Origin of the sequence: Bacillus sp. PAMC26543 (assembly GCF_014250375.1) — a bacterium.
In the GTDB taxonomy this organism is placed as follows: domain Bacteria; phylum Bacillota; class Bacilli; order Bacillales; family Bacillaceae; genus Bacillus; species Bacillus halotolerans.
The window spans coordinates 3,386,563-3,403,379 of sequence record NZ_CP060193.1; the positions used below are offsets into that span (position 1 = coordinate 3,386,563).

Annotated in this window: 18 protein-coding genes and 1 pseudogene; 1 reads left to right on the top strand and 18 read right to left on the bottom strand. The window is 48.2% G+C overall.

What is annotated here, in order from left to right; genetic code table 11:
- Positions 1–5: 5 nt before the first annotated feature.
- From H7F27_RS17105 to H7F27_RS17170, 14 genes and pseudogenes are all read right to left on the bottom strand, one after another.
- Positions 6–2,291, bottom strand: a complete 2,286-nt coding sequence (locus tag H7F27_RS17105) for a transcriptional regulator YesS (RefSeq protein WP_101860611.1) — start codon at positions 2,289–2,291, stop codon at positions 6–8.
- A gap of 22 nt (positions 2,292–2,313) precedes the next feature.
- Entirely contained in the window at positions 2,314–3,348 is a 1,035-nt protein-coding gene (yesR, locus tag H7F27_RS17110) for a rhamnogalacturonyl hydrolase YesR (RefSeq protein WP_101860612.1), read from the bottom strand.
- Between the two features lie 15 nt (positions 3,349–3,363).
- The gene (locus H7F27_RS17115; protein WP_101860613.1) at positions 3,364–4,254 is read right to left on the bottom strand and encodes a carbohydrate ABC transporter permease; all 891 of its coding nucleotides are present in this window, start codon (positions 4,252–4,254) and stop codon (positions 3,364–3,366) included.
- A gap of 3 nt (positions 4,255–4,257) precedes the next feature.
- A complete protein-coding gene (locus H7F27_RS17120) occupies positions 4,258–5,187 on the bottom strand; it encodes a carbohydrate ABC transporter permease (protein WP_038954162.1) in 930 nt (309 codons plus the stop codon).
- On the bottom strand, positions 5,184–6,467 hold the full coding sequence (locus H7F27_RS17125) for an ABC transporter substrate-binding protein (RefSeq protein WP_101860614.1): 1,284 nt from the start codon (positions 6,465–6,467) through the stop codon (positions 5,184–5,186). Before H7F27_RS17125 ends, H7F27_RS17120 begins: the two co-directional genes overlap by 4 nt.
- Positions 6,468–6,571: 104 nt before the next feature.
- Positions 6,572–7,687, bottom strand: coding sequence for a response regulator transcription factor (locus H7F27_RS17130; protein WP_101860615.1), 1,116 nt, complete (start codon positions 7,685–7,687; stop codon positions 6,572–6,574).
- Complete coding sequence (locus tag H7F27_RS17135; RefSeq protein ID WP_185848198.1) at positions 7,687–9,420, bottom strand: cache domain-containing sensor histidine kinase; 1,734 nt, start codon at positions 9,418–9,420, stop codon at positions 7,687–7,689. Before H7F27_RS17135 ends, H7F27_RS17130 begins: the two co-directional genes overlap by 1 nt.
- Positions 9,417–10,046 (bottom strand): YesL family protein, encoded by a 630-nt coding sequence (locus tag H7F27_RS17140; protein WP_081638248.1) that lies wholly within the window; start codon positions 10,044–10,046, stop codon positions 9,417–9,419. The genes H7F27_RS17135 and H7F27_RS17140 overlap by 4 nt, the downstream gene beginning before the upstream one ends.
- Before the next feature lie 204 nt (positions 10,047–10,250).
- Positions 10,251–10,442: pseudogene (locus H7F27_RS20950) on the bottom strand (YesK family protein); the annotation flags it as partial.
- Between the two features lie 52 nt (positions 10,443–10,494).
- Positions 10,495–11,040, bottom strand: a complete 546-nt coding sequence (locus tag H7F27_RS17150; protein ID WP_105954767.1) for a GNAT family N-acetyltransferase — start codon at positions 11,038–11,040, stop codon at positions 10,495–10,497.
- Between the two features lie 123 nt (positions 11,041–11,163).
- Positions 11,164–11,733, bottom strand: a complete 570-nt coding sequence (cotJC, locus tag H7F27_RS17155) for a spore coat protein CotJC (RefSeq protein WP_024120490.1) — start codon at positions 11,731–11,733, stop codon at positions 11,164–11,166.
- Positions 11,734–11,747: 14 nt separating this feature from the next.
- Positions 11,748–12,011 carry a spore coat protein CotJB gene (gene cotJB / locus H7F27_RS17160; RefSeq protein ID WP_024120489.1) on the bottom strand — a complete coding sequence of 88 codons (264 nt, stop codon included), beginning with the start codon at positions 12,009–12,011 and terminating at the stop codon, positions 11,748–11,750.
- Complete coding sequence (cotJA, locus tag H7F27_RS17165; protein WP_095714369.1) at positions 11,995–12,243, bottom strand: spore coat-associated protein CotJA; 249 nt, start codon at positions 12,241–12,243, stop codon at positions 11,995–11,997. The genes cotJB and cotJA overlap by 17 nt, the downstream gene beginning before the upstream one ends.
- Positions 12,244–12,315: 72 nt before the next feature.
- Positions 12,316–12,945, bottom strand: coding sequence for a TetR/AcrR family transcriptional regulator (locus H7F27_RS17170; RefSeq protein ID WP_024120487.1), 630 nt, complete (start codon positions 12,943–12,945; stop codon positions 12,316–12,318).
- A gap of 251 nt (positions 12,946–13,196) precedes the next feature.
- Between H7F27_RS17170 and H7F27_RS17175 the strand changes: the two genes are divergently transcribed.
- Positions 13,197–14,180 (top strand): amidohydrolase family protein, encoded by a 984-nt coding sequence (locus H7F27_RS17175; protein WP_095714368.1) that lies wholly within the window; start codon positions 13,197–13,199, stop codon positions 14,178–14,180.
- Between the two features lie 57 nt (positions 14,181–14,237).
- On the opposite strand, the gene H7F27_RS17180 is transcribed toward H7F27_RS17175, so the two are convergent.
- The 4 genes from H7F27_RS17180 to H7F27_RS17195 all read right to left on the bottom strand — a co-directional run bounded on the left by H7F27_RS17180 (position 14,238) and on the right by H7F27_RS17195 (position 16,719).
- Complete coding sequence (locus tag H7F27_RS17180) at positions 14,238–15,086, bottom strand: NmrA family NAD(P)-binding protein (RefSeq protein ID WP_095714367.1); 849 nt, start codon at positions 15,084–15,086, stop codon at positions 14,238–14,240.
- Positions 15,083–15,535: a nuclear transport factor 2 family protein gene (locus H7F27_RS17185; protein WP_095714366.1), complete on the bottom strand. Its 453-nt coding sequence runs from the start codon at positions 15,533–15,535 to the stop codon at positions 15,083–15,085. Before H7F27_RS17185 ends, H7F27_RS17180 begins: the two co-directional genes overlap by 4 nt.
- A gap of 80 nt (positions 15,536–15,615) precedes the next feature.
- Positions 15,616–16,197: a TetR/AcrR family transcriptional regulator gene (locus H7F27_RS17190; RefSeq protein ID WP_095714365.1), complete on the bottom strand. Its 582-nt coding sequence runs from the start codon at positions 16,195–16,197 to the stop codon at positions 15,616–15,618.
- A gap of 111 nt (positions 16,198–16,308) precedes the next feature.
- A complete protein-coding gene (locus H7F27_RS17195; protein WP_095714364.1) occupies positions 16,309–16,719 on the bottom strand; it encodes a spore coat protein in 411 nt (136 codons plus the stop codon).
- Between the last annotated feature and the right edge of the window lie 98 nt (positions 16,720–16,817).

Sequence of the window (16,817 nt, forward strand, 5' to 3'; positions counted from 1 at the left end):
TCCTTTCACAGCGTTTCCTGATACATTTGCCTGAAGACTCCCGGCGGCATGCCGACCTGCTTTTTAAAAATCCGGTTGAAATAATTGTGGCGATAGCCGACTTCTTCTGACACATCATGAATTTTTTTATTTGTATTTACCAGCAGTTCTTTTGCTTTTTCAATTCTGATACGGGTCACATAATCAATAAAATTAACGCCCGTCACTTGTTTAAAGGCCTTGCTCAAGGTGTAAGAATTCATGCCCAGCGCATCCGCACAGCTTTCAAGAGAAAGATCCGCCATATACTGCTCATGAATCATCGCAATCACACGTTCTGCCACCTGTTTTTGCTGTCTGTTTTTCCTGCCTTCAAGCTTGGCGAGGTACGGGGTGACAACCGCATCCATCAGCCAGGCAGCCGCCTGGACAGGCTCATGCAGCTCGGATATTTCCCGAAGCATATCCCTGTTGCCAAACAGCTCGTTCGGATGAAGGCCGGAATGCAGAATATCCTCCTGGATGCGGGAGAACAGCTGAATCAGCGCAGAATGCACTTGTCTGTCGCTGACCGCCTTTTCGGCCAGTTCATCCATACATAAGCGAATCAGCTCTTCTGCTTCCTCTTTTCTTTCCAGCCGAATGGCCTGAACGATTTGCTTTTCAAGTTCAAAAGGATAGCAGGGTGCGGATGGCTCAGCCTGAAAAACATCATCCTGCAAATCTATGATCTGATGGCGATTGGCAAAACACCTGCGGGACTTGCCGCTTTTCACATCCTTAAACAGAGATGGGATATCCATAATACGGGCCGATTGCCTGCTCATTGTTCCGGTCAGGCTTAGTCCCGTGACAGCACCAAATATGCGGGCCAGCTCTGAAACATATCCCCTCAGATCCGAGCCGCTCGTTTTCATCACAAGCACGGTGACGGAAAGGCGGCCAATATCAAGAATTGAAGGTTGAAAACGGCGGTTTGCCGCAAGCTCCTCATGTAAATTGGTCAGTGTAAACACAGCAAGCTGTTCATCGTCGGCATAGAACATGCTTTTATCACCACGAAGCCCTGTCACCTGAAGATCAAGCACGTGAAATATGTTTTCCCCGATGTCCCATCCCGCATCCTCCATCCGCGATCTGAGGCTGTCCTCTGTGTCATAGTAAAAGTCACCCTGAAGCAGGTGTTGCAAAAAACTCTTTTTCATATGCGGCGTCTGCCGGAGCAGCTGCTCTTGAAGCTTTCGGCTCTCTAGGGAAAGATCATGCCATCTCTTTTCTATCCACTTAAATTCGTCCTGGCCTGACGCCTGCCATGTTTTCCTCTCCCCTCCCGTAAACAGTCCGAGCAGATGCTGAATCGGGCGATAGATTTTCTTTGAAGCGTACCACGTCATGCACACAGCCAAGCCGATACAAACGACAAGCATCACAATAATCACCTTTGATAAAAACACCATCGGCGCTGTGATAGCTGAAAGAGGCGCCGCAGAAACAAAGGTCCACTTCTGGTGCATTCGCTTCATTTCTCCATAGGAGACGGAATACACCGTGCCATTCCAATCCATCTGAAAATGGCCTTTCTGGCGAGGCTGTTTTTTCACCTCATTCATTAAAGCATTTTCAAAATCCTTATCTCCTCCATGGAAAAGCACCTCTCGCTTTTGATCAAGAAGTAGCGCGCTGCCTTCAGGGTAAGGAGACAAACTTTGCAGGAGCGCCTCCATTTCTTTCGGATCTACCGTCAGCATGATCGCGCCAAACGGTTTCTCAGCCGCACCCGGAATGAGCTGAATCAGCGCGGCGTCTTTTCTCGATCGGCTCCAATAAATACTCCGATCGGAGTCGAGAAGCGAGCGATATTTGTGAAGCATATCCTGTTCTGTCAGTGCGCTGTATTCGGGGCTCAGCACAAGAGGCCGGGGGCTGTTCAGAAAGATAGAAGCCTGCTGAATCAGCGGCTGCTGGTCCCGCAATAGAAACAGCTTTTTCGTTAATTGATAGGAGAATGTAAAGTCTTTCTCCAAATCCTTCTCGGCCAACCCGTTCATCAGCGAGGAATCGTATGCCATTTGGGCAAGTGTCAGCTCAAGGTCTTCCAGCTTCTCATCCATCCGGCTGACTTCACGCGCCACTTGTGTTTCATGCGACTTTTGCAGCTCTTTCTCCACCTTATCGATAGACAAAAAGTAGATGGCCCCGCCTGTCAGCAGTCCGGGAATACAGGCAATCAGCAAAATGAAAACAAAGTTTCTTTTGAAATACGTTCCCTTCCAGTGTGAAACCCGTTCTTTCTGTTGAGGCTGTTTTTTCATCCCTTTCCCCCCGCCTCCGTCTTTACTGATATACGCGTTTTTTCGTTCTCAGCACATCAGCGAGAAATGTGAGTGCAAGCCCCTGGCCCCAGCCTTGTATTCGTTTGTAAGGCACTCGTTTGTATCCTTCCGCATTTTTCATGACGGCTGTGCCCGCGGATACTTTGCTGACCCGTCCGTCCTCTTCCACCGCATCCAAAATGGCGGCAAGTGATTTCTGCACGTATTTTGTATAGAGCTTCCCGCTCGACAGCAAAGCAGAGGCAATGCCCGCCGATGCGGAAACCTCCAAATACGAATCCGGATCATCCAAAATGGTATGCCACAGCCCTGAATCGTCCTGCAGCCGGACAAGCGCGCTCAGCTGGTCTCTGAGCGATCCGTCAATGATCATAAAAGAAGGATGCGTCACCTCAATGAGCGGGAGCGCTTTTGCCATCGTGAGCGAAGCCCAGCCATTCGCCCGCCCCCAATAAATCCCCGACAGGTGGTTTTGCGCTTTGTTGTCCCAGGCATGGTAATACAGATTGGTTACGGGGTCCTGCAGCACGTCCTCATGTCCATGAAACTGGCGCAGGCCGTCCTCGAAGTAATCCTCCCGCTCCATCACACGGCCGATTCTCAGCATAAACAGCCCCGCCATCATCAGCGTATCCGCCCACGCCTGCTCAGGAAACACATAATCCGCCGAGTTCACCGTATGCTGAAGAATACCTTCTCCAAAGCGCGGCGCATGATGAAGCACATATTCCGCCATCTCGCCAGCCGTTTCCAAATAGACGTGATCTCCCGTCACCTGATGCAGAAACAAAAGCGTATGGCCGATTGATACACCGTTGATCGACAGCGGCGGCAGCCCATCCTCAAGCTGTTCATCCACCCACGTTTTTAACAGTTTGATATACTCCTCGTTTTCCGTCGCTTCATACGCCTCCGCCACGCCGTAAAATGCGACGCCGCCTGGCCAATCCCACGAAAAATCCATTTGAAATGTCCGTTTCACGATTCGGTCAATCACGGATGTGACCTTTTCTTCATCAAAGATAAGCTGTGCCATCTGCAACACTCCTTTTTATTTTAATCCGGTCGTACTGATGCCCTGAACGATATATTTTTGAAACAGAAAGAATACGAGAATCACAGGCAGCAAAGAGACGGCCGACATGGCAAACATCGCGCCCCAGTTCGAAGCGGATTCCGTATCGAGGAAAAGCTTCAGCGCAAGTGAAACAGGATAAAGCTCCGGCTTATTCAAATATAAGAGCGGCTGAATCAGCTCCTCCCACTTCCAATAGAAAGAAAAAATCGCAGACGTCGCAAGCGCCGGTGCAATGAGCGGCAGAATGATCCGCCAAAAACAGGCAAAGCGTCCGCACCCGTCGATTCTCGCTGCTTCATCCAGCTCCTCAGGGATCGTCCAGATAAACTGGATCATCAGAAAGATAAAAAACGCATGCCCGAAAAATTGCGGAACAACAATCGGTTTAAATGAATTCAGCCAGTTTAATTTCGCAAACATAATGTACTGCGGAATCATCAGCACTTCATGCGGCAGCATTAACGTCCCCATCATACAGGCGAACCAAAATGCTTTTCCTTTAAACGGGATGCGCGCGAAGCCGTAGGCAATGACAGCCGATGACAGGACGGCTCCGATTGTAGACAGCCCGACAATGATCGCCGAGTTTTTAATAAAGGTCAAAAACGGCTGACCCGCAATGCCCTTCCACCCTTCAGCATAGTTGCTGAGAATAAAAGGATCTGGAATGAGAGAATGAGAGGTTGTGAAAATACTGGAGCTTTCTTTAAAAGAACTGACAAACAGCCAAATGACGGGATACAGCAATAACACCGCCAGTGACGCCGTAAAAACATGGAACAGAATGCGCTTTGGCTTGATGCGCCCGGCTTTTTTCCCTTCAAACACCGGGGCTTGCCTGACAGGCTGGTTGACCGGCTCCATCCGTTATTCCTCCTTTGATTCGTAGTGAACCCAATATGATGATGTTTTAAATAAAATCAGCGTAATCAGCCCGACAATGATCAGCATGATCCACGCCATCGCCGAGGCATAGCCCATTTGAAAATAGTTAAACGCCCGCTGGAACAAATAGAGTGAATACAATAGCGTCCCGTCAAGCGGACCGCCCTCGCCTTTTGAGATGATATAGGCTGGGGTAAAGGTCATAAAAGCAGAAATCGTCTGCATGACCAGGTTAAAGAAAATAATCGGCGTCAGCATCGGAAGCGTGATCCTAAAGAAGCGCTGCACGCGGTTTGCGCCGTCCACGCTGGCCGCCTCCAAGTACGATGCCGGAATGTTTTTCAGCCCGGCCAGAAAAATCAGCATGGATGACCCAAACTGCCAGACGGACAGCAGAATCAGCGTCCATAACGCGCTTGTCGGGTCTTGGTACCAGAGAATTTTTTGATCGATCCCGACAAAAAACAGCAGCGCATTGATGACCCCGTCATTGCCGAAAATATTGCGCCACATAATGGCAACAGCCACACTTCCGCCGATGATAGAAGGCAGATAAAACAGCGTCCTGTAGATAGCCGTCCCCTTTGCCGCATTGTTTAAAATGACGGCAATAAAAAGCGCGAAGCCGAGGCGGAGCGGAACCCCGGCAAGCACATACGTGAAAGTGACCTTCAGCGACTGCCAATACTTTTCGTCACCCGTAAACATTTCCTTATAGTTATCGAGCCCGATCCATTTCGGCGCCGTAAACAGGTCGTAGCTTGTAAAGGACAGAAACAGGGACGCGCCCATCGGAATCACCGTAAAACAGAAGAAGCCGATAATAAACGGAGAAATAAAAGCATATCCCGCCAGATTGTCTTTTCTCATACTCCGGCTTATTTTCATTCTGTCAGCCCCATTTCCCGTCAATTATTCCTCTCTAAAATGTCATTGGCCTGCTTCCGGAATGTTTTGGCGGCTTTTTCCGGCGATACCTTCTGATACAGAATCTGATCAGACGTATCCTTCAGCAGCTTAATAACCTCAGCGCTTCCCACTGGCTCCGGCGGATCGGCTTTGCTGATATTTTTCGACGCGGCTTCCACATATTCCACAATGTTGGCCTCTTCCTCATTCAGCCCCGGTTTAATGGCATCTGCCACCTTGTCGGATACCGGAACGCCCCGCTCGCCTTTAATCAGCTGGTTCGCTTCTTCATTATTCACGAAGAAATCAATAAACTTCGCGGCCTCTTTTTTATGCTCTGAGCTTTTCGGAATAGAAAACAGCATACTCGGCTTCAGCGTCAGCGCTTTTTCCTTCATTTGCTGCGGCGGCAGATAGAGAGAAAGCGGCGAGTCTGTCAGCCGGGCAAAGCCTAAATATTGATTCGAGTAGTTCCATGTAATGGCTGATTTGCCTTTGACAATAAAGTCATCTTCCATCCCCTTAATTTGGGCGCTTTCGTCCGGTGTTGGCGATGTTTTTGCTTTGACCAGTCTCAGCTGCCGCTCAAAATAGTCAACAAACAGCTTGTCATCCTGATACGCAAGGCCCGTGCCGTCCTCTTTATAAAGACGCTCACCCTTTGTGCGCAAATAATACGGGAAGAAAATATCAGGCGGGTGCATTCCGTTAGATCCGTATACGCCGGCTTTTTCCTGCAGCTTATACGCCAGCTTCTCATAATCCTTCCACGTCCAGTTTTCCTGATGAATTGAAACACCGGCTTTCTTCAGCAGATCATCATTGGCAATCACAGAAAGCACGTTGACCCCAAGTGTAAATCCGTAAAGCTTTCCGTCAATCTTTCCGCCGGACAGCATATTCTCATCGATTGAACTGACATCAATTGTTCCGTCCTTCATATATGGCGATAAATCCTCAAGCTGATTTTTCTTTCCGTATTGCGCCAAATATGCCGTATCCATTTGAATGACATCAGGCAGCTGGCCCGCGGCAGACATTGGCGCAAGCTTCTTCCAATAGTCATCCCAGTTCGCAAATTCCGCTTCAATATGGACGTGCGGATTCTTTTTCTCATATAATTCAATGACCTTTGTTGTATAGTCATGCCGCGGCTGTCCGCCCCACCATGCGATTCTGAGCGTAATGTCTTCCTTTTTCCCTGATGCTTCTTCACCCGCAGAACATCCGCTGAAAAACAAGACGCACACAAGTGACAGCAGCATGTAATAAACCTTCTTCACATCAATCCCCCCTTTTAATGTAAGTGCTTACATTATATTTTAAAGGGTTGTGACGGGGCGAAACACTCAAAAAACAGTGGCGAAAGTTAAAAAAACAGAGATGGCTATCCTGCGGAAGCGCCTCCCTGTTTTCTTCTGAATTCTGACGGTGTCAGACCGGTATATTTTTTAAAGACGAGACTGAAATACTTCGGATTATCACCGAATCCGATTTCTTCCGCGATTTCTGATACACTCACATCCCGCCTCAGCTTCATCTGCTTCATCGCATGCTCAAGACGCACCCGCGTAACATATTGGGAAAACTTTTCGCCTGTCTCCTGCTTAAAGATTTTCCCCAAATAATCAGGATTCATAAACAGCATATCTTTTGCTGCCCATTTCAGAGAGAGATTCGGATTGCCAAGCTCGTCGGCGACAAGCCTGGTGATTTTAGAAATCAATTCACTCCGCTTTTGGTCACCGGCCGTTTCAGTTTCTTCCCGGAACAGCTGTCCTGCGTCCTGCAGCTCCCCCGTCCGGCTGATGATTACCCGGCAGCCTGCAAAGCCGTCCGCCGCCTTTTTCTCCAGATCAGGCGTGCTCTCCTCCACGGCAAACACCGCACGTCCTCCGCTGCAGCAAAAAGCTGTCAGAGCGGAACCAAACGCCTCTCTGGCGGCAGAATCTTCAGGCTGAGTGTTCTCCGCGATGATAAGGCGAATCTTCTTTCCTGCAAGCGAAGGCGGCGGAGACAGATGGGTGACACCGGCGATCAAGCCTTCCAGGTATTGATCAGCCGCAAAGGAACGGATATGATTCAGCTCATGTTTCAGGTGGGCGGCTTTCTTCTTCCGCACATCATGCAGCTTCAGCTCGGCGATGATTTCCTCTAATGATCGGATAATCTGCTGCTCATTGCAGGGCTTCAGCAAATAATGCCTTACCCCGTATTTCATCGCTTCCTTCGCGTACTCAAACTCCCCAAAACCAGACAGGACGATAAATTGCACGGACGGGCAGACGGCTGACACCTTTTTGATCAGCTCAAGCCCGTCCATACCGGGCATTTTTACATCAGTGATGACGATATGCGGCTGCTTGTTTACGATCTTCTCATACGCTTCAATTCCGTTCTGCGCTTTGCCGACTAAAGAAGCGCCAAGCGTCTCCCACTCAATGATCCCTGCCATACCGTCAAGAATGATCCTCTCATCATCAGCAAGCAGTATTTTGTACATCACACCACCTCATTTCGGCACGGTATTGTCAGCAAAATCGCGGTTCCCTTTCCTTTCTCACTTTGAATGCGTAAGCCATACGGCTCCCCGAACATCAGTCGGATGCGTTCATGAATATTCCAGAGCCCGATCCCTCTTCCGCCCGTTTTTTCAAGAATACGTTCGTCCATGCCGGGCCCGTTATCTTCGACAGTAATACAGACGCACTCCTCCGTTTTTTTCGCTTGAAGGCGGATGGCGCATGGCCGAGTAAAAGGCTCAAGCGCGTATTGAATTGCATTCTCCGCCAGCGGCTGGAGTGTCAGCTTCGGAATTCGGCAATGCTTCACCTCATCGGCGATGTCCAGTGTGAAGTTCAAGCGCTCCTCAAACCGGAACCGCTGAATCGTCATATAGTGAAGCACAATATCCGCCTCCTCCTGAAGGGTCACTGTATCTTCTTTGATGTGAATGCTGTTTCGCAGGAGAAAACCGAGCGATTCCACCATTTGAGAAATTTGCTTCTGCTGATTCGCTTTCGCCAGCCAATTGATGGACTCAAGCGTGTTATACAAAAAATGCGGGTTGATCTGGGCTTGCAGCGCCTTCAACTCTGTTTCTTTAATAATAAGCTGCTTTTCCACATTTTCTTCCATCAGCTCATTGATCCGCTTCATCATCACGGTAAAATGGCGGTTCAGCGTTCCGGCCTCATCCTGTGTATGTTCCGGCAATGACAGCGACACGCCCGCCTCAATCCCGCCGTGCTGCACCGATTTCATTGCGGATACAAGCTGCTCGATCGGCTCTGTGATGCTGTTGGCAATCTTCCGCCCGAAAAGCAAAACCACACTGAAAAACAAAAGAAAACACGTACCGATCACCGTTTTCATAAAGGAAATTTTCGCGAACATCTGATCAAAGGGGATGACATTGTAGTAGCTCCAGTTTTGATAGGATGATTGAAGGAAAGAAATAAAATAACGTTTGCCATTCTTTTTTACCAAGTCATAACCAGGATGCCGCAGCGTCTGCTTTGTCATCTCAGGCGTAAGCACCGATGCATGTGCCGAATACACCAGATTGCCATCCTTGTCTGCGATCATCATGTCTCCGACCGAATCGCCCCAATCCTTCGGCAGGTCACGAATCATCTGTTTCACATTCACTTGAATCAGCACCATTCCCAAGCCATTTAAACTCAGCTGATGAAACGATCTGATTTGCCGCGCTGAAATCAGGACAGGATCTGAATTGCCTAGGGTCATCCAAAGATTTCTGCCTTTTTGCGCTTTCGCCCGTTCAAATACCTCTTCCTGCTGCTGCTTCATAAGGTCCGATGAACTGCTTCCGGCGGAATACTCTGAGCCGCGGGCATCAATCAAATGAATCGAATCAATGTACTTTTCATCGCCGGCATATTGCGCAAGCTGATCCCACAGCTCCTGCTTCATTTGATACTGGTCATACGTATCATCACGGTTTTGCATGCTGAGAATGCGCTGAATTTGTTCATCCGTAATGATTTCATATGATACATCTTCAATTTTCTTCAGCTCGTCTTCAATCCGTTCAGAAGACATCCGCAGCACTTCCGAGGATTTGCGGTAAATCTGCTCATCATAGACATGAAAAGCGTACTGCACCCCGCTGTATACAAACAGAAAGGACACGACCATGATCAATGACAGAAACACAAACAGCTGATCCTTAATCTTCATTCGCCTGTACCAGCCCGCGACTCTTCCTTTCATGCCGCCTTTTCTTTCTCCTGACGCTGATCTATTGACATAAATGCTGTAAAGGACAGTTTCGTTAACAACAAGCTCAGCGCGCTGCCGCTGAAAAACAGCAAAAACGTCACATGAAACAGCACTAGAAACAACATTCCGACCGCACCCGCTGCCATCATCAGCGTCACCAATGGCCGGCTGAAGGCAATCAAAAAGCTGATGCTCAGCACCTGTCTGAGCTTTACATCAAAATGAGAAAAGACCGGAAACACATATAACAGCACAAACACGAAAATCAATCCGATGCTCATAAACACATTCACCAGCACAGGCTGATTCATCTGAGCGGCAATCCGTATATCCGCAAACAAAAACAAGCCGGCCGTCACAAGAATGAGTCCCAACAGCTGAGCTGCACCCCACTCCTTCTTAAACGTCCGGATAAACACAGAAAACACCGGGACATCCGTGTTCCCCTTCGCCCACTCTCTCGCCACTGAAAACATCGCGGCCGTAGCAGGCATCAACCCAAACACGACGAGCCCGGCAAGAGAAAACAAGATCCACAGCACATTTACATAAGCCAGTCTCATCACCCATGTACAAAAACGATTCAGCCCATTTGTCAGGCTATGTATCATCGACATCACCTTCCCACTACAGAAAACGCTTTCATTGCAAAGTAATATGTATTTCTCCACTCGAAAGAAAATTCCTGCCAGCCCGTAAAAAATTCGACATCTTTTGAGACGGCAAATGTCTGACCTTCTCCTGATTTGCCTTTTCAACAGCCGGAACACTGTCTCGATCAAGTACCCGGCAAACGCTCCGACTGTCACATGAATCCCAAGCATGCCCATCGCCATGCCATCCCAGCCGCCGACAAAAAAGATGCTGCACCAAATTGTGATCACACCGAGAACAAGCAGCCCACCCAGTATCCATTCCGGCCATTGATTTTGCGGCATCCTCAACCGCAGAAAAATGAAGACACAAGCGGAAATACAAGCCGTCGCAATGTCCATCACATAAAAAAAGATCATCCGCCCCGTCCTCCCTTTTCAAAAAGGCAAAAAAGCCCCCTAAAAAGGACGCTTATTCTGACTTGTTCAGTTCTTTCTCAAACAAATGAAACCCCGAGGCATCTGATCCCTTGAATTCATATCCCATTCTCCGGTAGAAGGAATGCAAGGCGTCGTTATCAGCAACACAATCAAGACGGATCCGCTTCTTCCCCGGATACTCAACACCCGTCTCCGTCCATGTGAGAATCTCGGCCCCAAGCCCATTTCCCGCAAACCGGCGGCTGACCGCCAGACGATGCAAATAAATGGACTCTTCGTGCCCCTCGTCTCCCCAAAGCGTTCTGTCCCACTCGCTCGGCTCAGGCAGAAGCATCACTACACCGGCCAGCTCTTGATCTTTCTGGAACACAAACACATGTCCGCTTTCAATTGAGCCAACAATATCATGTGAGTCATGCCCCTCCAGCAGCCCGCTCCATTGGTCAGAGCCCTGATCCCGCAGCCATTCAGCCGTACGGACGAGCAGTCCCGTTATTTGCTCTGCATCCTCACGATCTGCCAGACCGGCGTAAAAATCATTTGCGACAGTTTCTTTCGTAATCTTAAAAGATGTCATAAAGGCCCCCCGATCAAAACTAAACTTACATGCATACCTTCATTATAATGCAAGCAAACGACAAAAAAACAGAATATTTTGTCTGTATGTAAAAGGACGCATGAAGGGAGCCCCCGCTGCCTGTTAAAAGAGTTTCTTCTTATCCCTTTCTTCTTTTAAAATCTCAACCGCTTCCCTGAAGCGCATAGAATGCACAATTTCACGTTCACGCAAAAACCGCAGAGAATCGTTCAAATCAGGATCATCCGAAATATCAATCAGCCACTGATACGTCGCACGCGCTTTTTCTTCTGCTGCGATATCTTCATACAAATCCGCAATCGGATCGCCTTTCGCCTGAATATAGCTTGCCGTAAAAGGCACCCCCGCCGCATTGTGATAAAAAAGCGCGCCGTCATGATTCGCGTAATGATCGCCAAGCCCGGCTTCACGCAGCTGCTCCGGCGTCGCATCTTTCGTCAGCTTATACACCATCGTCGCAATCATTTCCAGATGAGCAAACTCCTCCGTGCCGATATCTGTTAAAAGGCCGATGACCTTATCAGGAATGGTATAACGCTGGTTCAAATACCGGAGAGCCGCGGCCAGCTCGCCGTCCGCTCCGCCATATTGCTCAATCAAATACTTTGCCAGCGTCGGATTGCACGTGCTGACCTTGACGGGATATTGCAGCTTCTTTTCATACACCCACATTCAAGCATTCCTCCTTATACTTGCCACGGCCATGGCCCTCGATTCCAATCCCAATCCTCACCCGCGGGGCTGTTGCCGTACTGCAAAAGCGGTCCGTAAGATGATTCGAACTGTCTTTTTAAGTGCCTCGAATAACCGGAATATTGATTAAATTGCTTTAGCGCGTCTTCATCATCAGGATGTGTATCTAAATACAGACTCAGCTCAACAAGCACAAAATCCGCTGCTTGAATCTGCTCAAGCTGGCGGTAATATTCCGCATCAACCTTTTTTGTCATGTGCGTCTCCCCCTCGATAAGGATTTTCATAAAAATCATAGAGATCCTTCCAAAGGGTGCCTTTCCTTAAAGCCTCCATCGGTGAAAACTGCTCCATATGCTCAGGCTGAAAGGTCATATAGAGGTTAGGCGGCGTTCTGTAATATTTCTTCCCTATGGGCGGACAGGGATCAAAACGGCTGTGAAAGGGCGTGTATGATTTAACAGGTGTAAACGGCTGCATATCCTTCATTCTGGCTCCTCCTTTCTCAAAAACAATGACCTTAATAGGTATGAGGCAGGAGGCGTCATTATGACAAAAATCTTAATAAGGAAGCTTGATTTGTTTTTCTATACCCGCAATCCGGAGAGGTCCCAAAAGCGTTAAACGTGTTAATTGATTTGCCATAAATAAAGGACTGTACTTCATGCCGCTTTCCAGCCAGGAACAAATCACCCCGATATGGGCGGAGGTGATATAGCTGACCAGTATCTCTTTCGGAATCTGAAGCTGTTTCTCAGATTCTTCAATGGATGAAAGCAATTCTTCGTAAATTCGTTTCTGAACGAATTCCGCCATCAGACTTCTGAATTGAGGAAGCCCTCTGTCACTCAGCATCACTTGAAAGTACTCGGCGTGTTCATGGATGTACTCAAAGAGCCTCACAAATGAAACAGGCGGATGATCCTCATCCATACTGACCGGTTCCACCGGCGTCTCAGGCTTAACCTGCCGGATCAAATCATCGAGAACCTCCGTCATGCTTTGAAACAGAAAATCCTGTTTATCCCGATAGTGCAAATAAAAAGTGCCGCGGGTCAGATCCGCTTTTTCAGTAATTTCCTGAATCGTAATCGAATTGGCTTCTTTTTCTTTCAGCAATGCGATCAAAGCGTCTCTTAAATATTTGTTCGTTCTTTTGACTCTCGGATCTACTTTATGCTTTTTAGACATTTTTTACCTCCTTGTCTAACTTTTATTTTCTTCTGGACAAATCATCAGCTGATGTCTTCTTCTAAACGTTTGCACGTTCTCTGTTTATTGACCTTTTCCCAAAATCTACTGTACCATGAACTTACATCTTGTACATGATGTAAAGTAATAAACACGGTGTTCATTACCTATTGAAACGAAGCTTCGTGACGTAAAATGAGTGCACTCCATCTGATCTACACCAGACATGAAAAAGAGAGGAGCCTTTTGACATGAATGGAAAAATCGCATTAGAAGAGCACTGGGAATCTCCTGATTTTCCGGCAACGGGAAGTCACAATTTTACTGACGATGAATATTTCAGCGCTGTCCAAAAACGATTGCAGGAATTCGAGAAACGGATTGAAGACATGGATAAAAACGGCATCCAAACGTCGATTCTCTCATTAACCCAGCCGGGGATTGAAGGAATCACCGATCCTGACAGAGCTGTGAAACTCGCCAAGCAAATGAACGATCACGCTGCGGAATTCTTCGTTTCCAAACATCCAGACCGTTTTAAAGCATTTGCGGCGGTTCCGCTTCAAGATCCTGAAGAAGCAGCGAAGGAGCTGGAGCGGGCAGTAAACGAACTCGGTTTTGTCGGCGCCTTGGTCAACGGCTACAGTAATATCGGAGACGAAAATACCGCTCAATATTTAGACGAGCCACAGGTACGCCCTTTCTGGGAGAAAGCTGCACAGCTTCAGGTTCCCGTCTATCTGCATCCGCGTATTCCGCTGCCAAATCAGCAGCGTATCTATGAAGGCTACGAAGGCCTCCTCGGCTCAGCATGGGGCTTTGGCGTTGAAACAGCAACACACGCCATCCGCCTGATTCTGAACGGCCTGTTTGACGAATACCCTGATTTGACCGTAATTCTCGGACACTTAGGCGAGGGTCTGCCATTTACGCTGCCGCGCGTCGAACACAGACTGCGCCATCAGCGCCCTGAGACCCATGGAAACCATAAAAAAGCGCCGACTGAATACCTCCGCAAAAACTTTTATCTCACAACAAGCGGCGTATTCAGAACACAGGCATTAATTGATACATTGTTAGAGGTCGGCTCTGACCGCATCTTATTCTCGGTGGACTATCCGTATGAAACGATGGAAGAAATCTCTTCCTGGTTTGACCAATGTCCAATCAGTGAAACAGACCGATTCAAAATCGGCATCGAAAACGCGGCCAGTCTTTTTAAACTTAATAGATAAAAAGAAGACCTTCGGCAGAGCCGAAGGTCTTTCTAGACTATTCAGTCCAAAATGAGGTCAGCGCGTCCAGTACGAAACGTGATCAGCCGCAAACTCATCCAGCGAGCGGGGCTCTTTTCCCGTGACACGCTTCACTGTATCCGTCACCCGGTGTTCGGCACCATGGCGAATCGCTTCTTCTAATTCCGCCATAAAGCGGGCGTAATCCGCAGGCAAACCTGCTGTTTCCATCCTGTTTTGCAGTTCGGAAGAAGAAATGCTGACATGCGTCACCGGACGTCCCGCCGCGGCTCCGATGATCTCCGCCGCTTCAGCGTAGCTCAGCGCCTCAGGTCCCGTCAAAATATGATGAGTATTATGAGGCGCAATGTCAATCAAAGCACGCACTCCTGTTTCCGCAATATCATCAGCATCAATAAAACCAAGTTTCCCTTCACCCGCCGCCGTGATGATTTGCCCCTCAGTTTGAATGGACATGCGATGCTGGACATTGATGAAGTTTTGCATGAAGTATGACGGCCGCAGCACCGCCCATTCCGGAAACCCGCGTACTGCACGATGCAATGCACCAAATACAGGACCATCCTCAGGAACAGCGGACGCGCTGAGCATCACCACACGTTCAGCACCGAGCCGCTTTGCTTCCTTTAAAAATGGAAGCACATAAGGAGACGGATCAAACACACCAACCGGCGCAACGAGATAAATCCGTTTCACCCGCTCCAAAGCAGGCGTAAAGCTGTACTCATCCTTCCAATCAAAATATACATACTCCGCATTGCTAATCTCGCCCTTTTTCCTGCTCGCGATGCGAACGCTGTAACCCTGCTCAATTAACCGTTTAGCAATCCGGCTCCCTGTCGTGCCGGTTCCTCCCGTAATCAGAATCTGATCGTGACTCATCATTTTTCATCCTCCTCTGTTTGTATAAATGTTTCAATGGTTTCTCCAAACGTCTTATTGACGACAAGCGGATTCCAATAATCCTTATAATGCAAAATGCTGCCGTCCTTCGTTTCAATCACACTGATATAGGTTTGCCGGTAAGGCAGCCCAGTCGCGATCGCATAGCCTTCACATTGAAACTCCGCAATGATCGTGTTTGTATCAGCCGAGCGATACACTGTCGGAGCAGTAAACGCAGAAATATGGATTTTATCAGGAAAATCCTTAATATAATCGTAAATGGCCGCCTTCCCTTCAATTCTTTCCGGAAATCCCTCTGGCGCATAGGGAAACTCCAATACGGCATGTTCATCCCACAGCTCTGTCCAGCTCTCCATATCCTTTTCAAGCATATATTGCATAAATTGATTCAGTGTGTCACATGCTTTTTCGTATTCCGTCATCATCATGGATCATCACCTCGTATTTTATTCTAGACCATTCAGTCCAAAAAATGCGTCAAAGGGCTAAGCACCCTTTATCAAAAAAGTCAATCAAGGACAGATAAACTCACTTCAACATAATCCTGAAGATGGTCAAAATCAGCAGAAACCTTAGCGATAAACGTCAGAGACAGCCTGCTCTGGTTTAAATAACGGGCAAGCGCCGATATATCAAGATGCTTCTTCAATTCTCCTTCAGTCTGTGCCCTTCTCAGCGCCTGATAAAAGGCCGTCTCAAGCTGTTTCGTCTGTCCTTCAAAGTACCGGGCAAGGGCCGAATCATGCGGGATTTGTTCAATAGCGCTGTTGATGATAAAACATGCCTTTGAACGTTCAGGATCTTTCAGGACATTCACACCCTCCTGAAAAATATCACGAATGGCTTCCTTGACAGAGCCCGGTGCCTCAAGCCTTTCAACAACAGCCGCGTTTTTTCCCTCAAGATACGTTTTCACAGCGGACAAAAACAGATCCCGCTTCGTTCCATACGTATCGTACAAACTCTGGCGCGCAATGCCTAAATGAGAGAGCAGCTCCTGAAGAGACGTGCCTTCGTAGCCATACTCTCCAAAAACCTCTATCGCTCTGCGTAAAACAAGCGCGGTATCGAATTCTTTATTCCTACCCAAACGAATATCACCTCCTGCAAGATGATATTACCTTTTCCAGACTGAACAGTCAAGAAAAAGAAAAAGAAAAAAACACCCTTGATCAGCAAGAGTGTCCGTTCTCCACGCTTTTTATTTATGGCCGTCTTTTCCCCAGTGCCCCATTTGGTGGTGATGGTGCCCGTAGTTACCATCATGATGCCCATAATTTCCGTCCTCATGATGGCCGTAATTTCCATCCTGATGGTGTCCGTAATTTCCATCAGGGTAATGCTGGTGATGTCCATCATTATCATAATGCATTCCGTAGCTCGGATAACTCATTGAGCTCGGATAGCCTCCGCTTGGGTAGCCGCCGAATCCTCCAGACATGCCATAACCCGGGTAGCCTGCGCCTCCATAACCTGGATGGCCCATCCCTGTATACATGCCATGGCCCGGATAGCCCGCGCCTCCGTACATGCCGAATCCCGGACCGCCTGCACCATAGCCTGGGTAAGCGCCAAAACCGGGTCCGCAGCAGAAGTGTCTTGTATCAGTCATATCCAATCTCTCCTTCACATAGGTTACAGTCCAGCGTATGAGAAGAGCTTGCAGATCGTATAGACACCTGCCTATAAACGGATAAAACAATTTCCCGG

Coding starts and splice junctions, on each gene's coding strand:
- H7F27_RS17105 (WP_101860611.1), bottom strand. CDS start 2,291: ATGAAAAAACAGCCTCAACAGAAAGAACGGGTTTCACACTGGAAGGGA.
- yesR (WP_101860612.1), bottom strand. CDS start 3,348: ATGGCACAGCTTATCTTTGATGAAGAAAAGGTCACATCCGTGATTGAC.
- H7F27_RS17115 (WP_101860613.1), bottom strand. CDS start 4,254: ATGGAGCCGGTCAACCAGCCTGTCAGGCAAGCCCCGGTGTTTGAAGGG.
- H7F27_RS17130 (WP_101860615.1), bottom strand. CDS start 7,687: ATGTACAAAATACTGCTTGCTGATGATGAGAGGATCATTCTTGACGGT.
- H7F27_RS17135 (WP_185848198.1), bottom strand. CDS start 9,420: ATGAAAGGAAGAGTCGCGGGCTGGTACAGGCGAATGAAGATTAAGGAT.
- H7F27_RS17140 (WP_081638248.1), bottom strand. CDS start 10,046: ATGTCGATGATACATAGCCTGACAAATGGGCTGAATCGTTTTTGTACA.
- H7F27_RS17150 (WP_105954767.1), bottom strand. CDS start 11,040: ATGACATCTTTTAAGATTACGAAAGAAACTGTCGCAAATGATTTTTAC.
- cotJC (WP_024120490.1), bottom strand. CDS start 11,733: ATGTGGGTGTATGAAAAGAAGCTGCAATATCCCGTCAAGGTCAGCACG.
- cotJB (WP_024120489.1), bottom strand. CDS start 12,011: ATGACAAAAAAGGTTGATGCGGAATATTACCGCCAGCTTGAGCAGATT.
- cotJA (WP_095714369.1), bottom strand. CDS start 12,243: ATGAAGGATATGCAGCCGTTTACACCTGTTAAATCATACACGCCCTTT.
- H7F27_RS17170 (WP_024120487.1), bottom strand. CDS start 12,945: ATGTCTAAAAAGCATAAAGTAGATCCGAGAGTCAAAAGAACGAACAAA.
- H7F27_RS17175 (WP_095714368.1), top strand. CDS start 13,197: ATGAATGGAAAAATCGCATTAGAAGAGCACTGGGAATCTCCTGATTTT.
- H7F27_RS17180 (WP_095714367.1), bottom strand. CDS start 15,086: ATGATGAGTCACGATCAGATTCTGATTACGGGAGGAACCGGCACGACA.
- H7F27_RS17185 (WP_095714366.1), bottom strand. CDS start 15,535: ATGATGATGACGGAATACGAAAAAGCATGTGACACACTGAATCAATTT.
- H7F27_RS17195 (WP_095714364.1), bottom strand. CDS start 16,719: ATGACTGATACAAGACACTTCTGCTGCGGACCCGGTTTTGGCGCTTAC.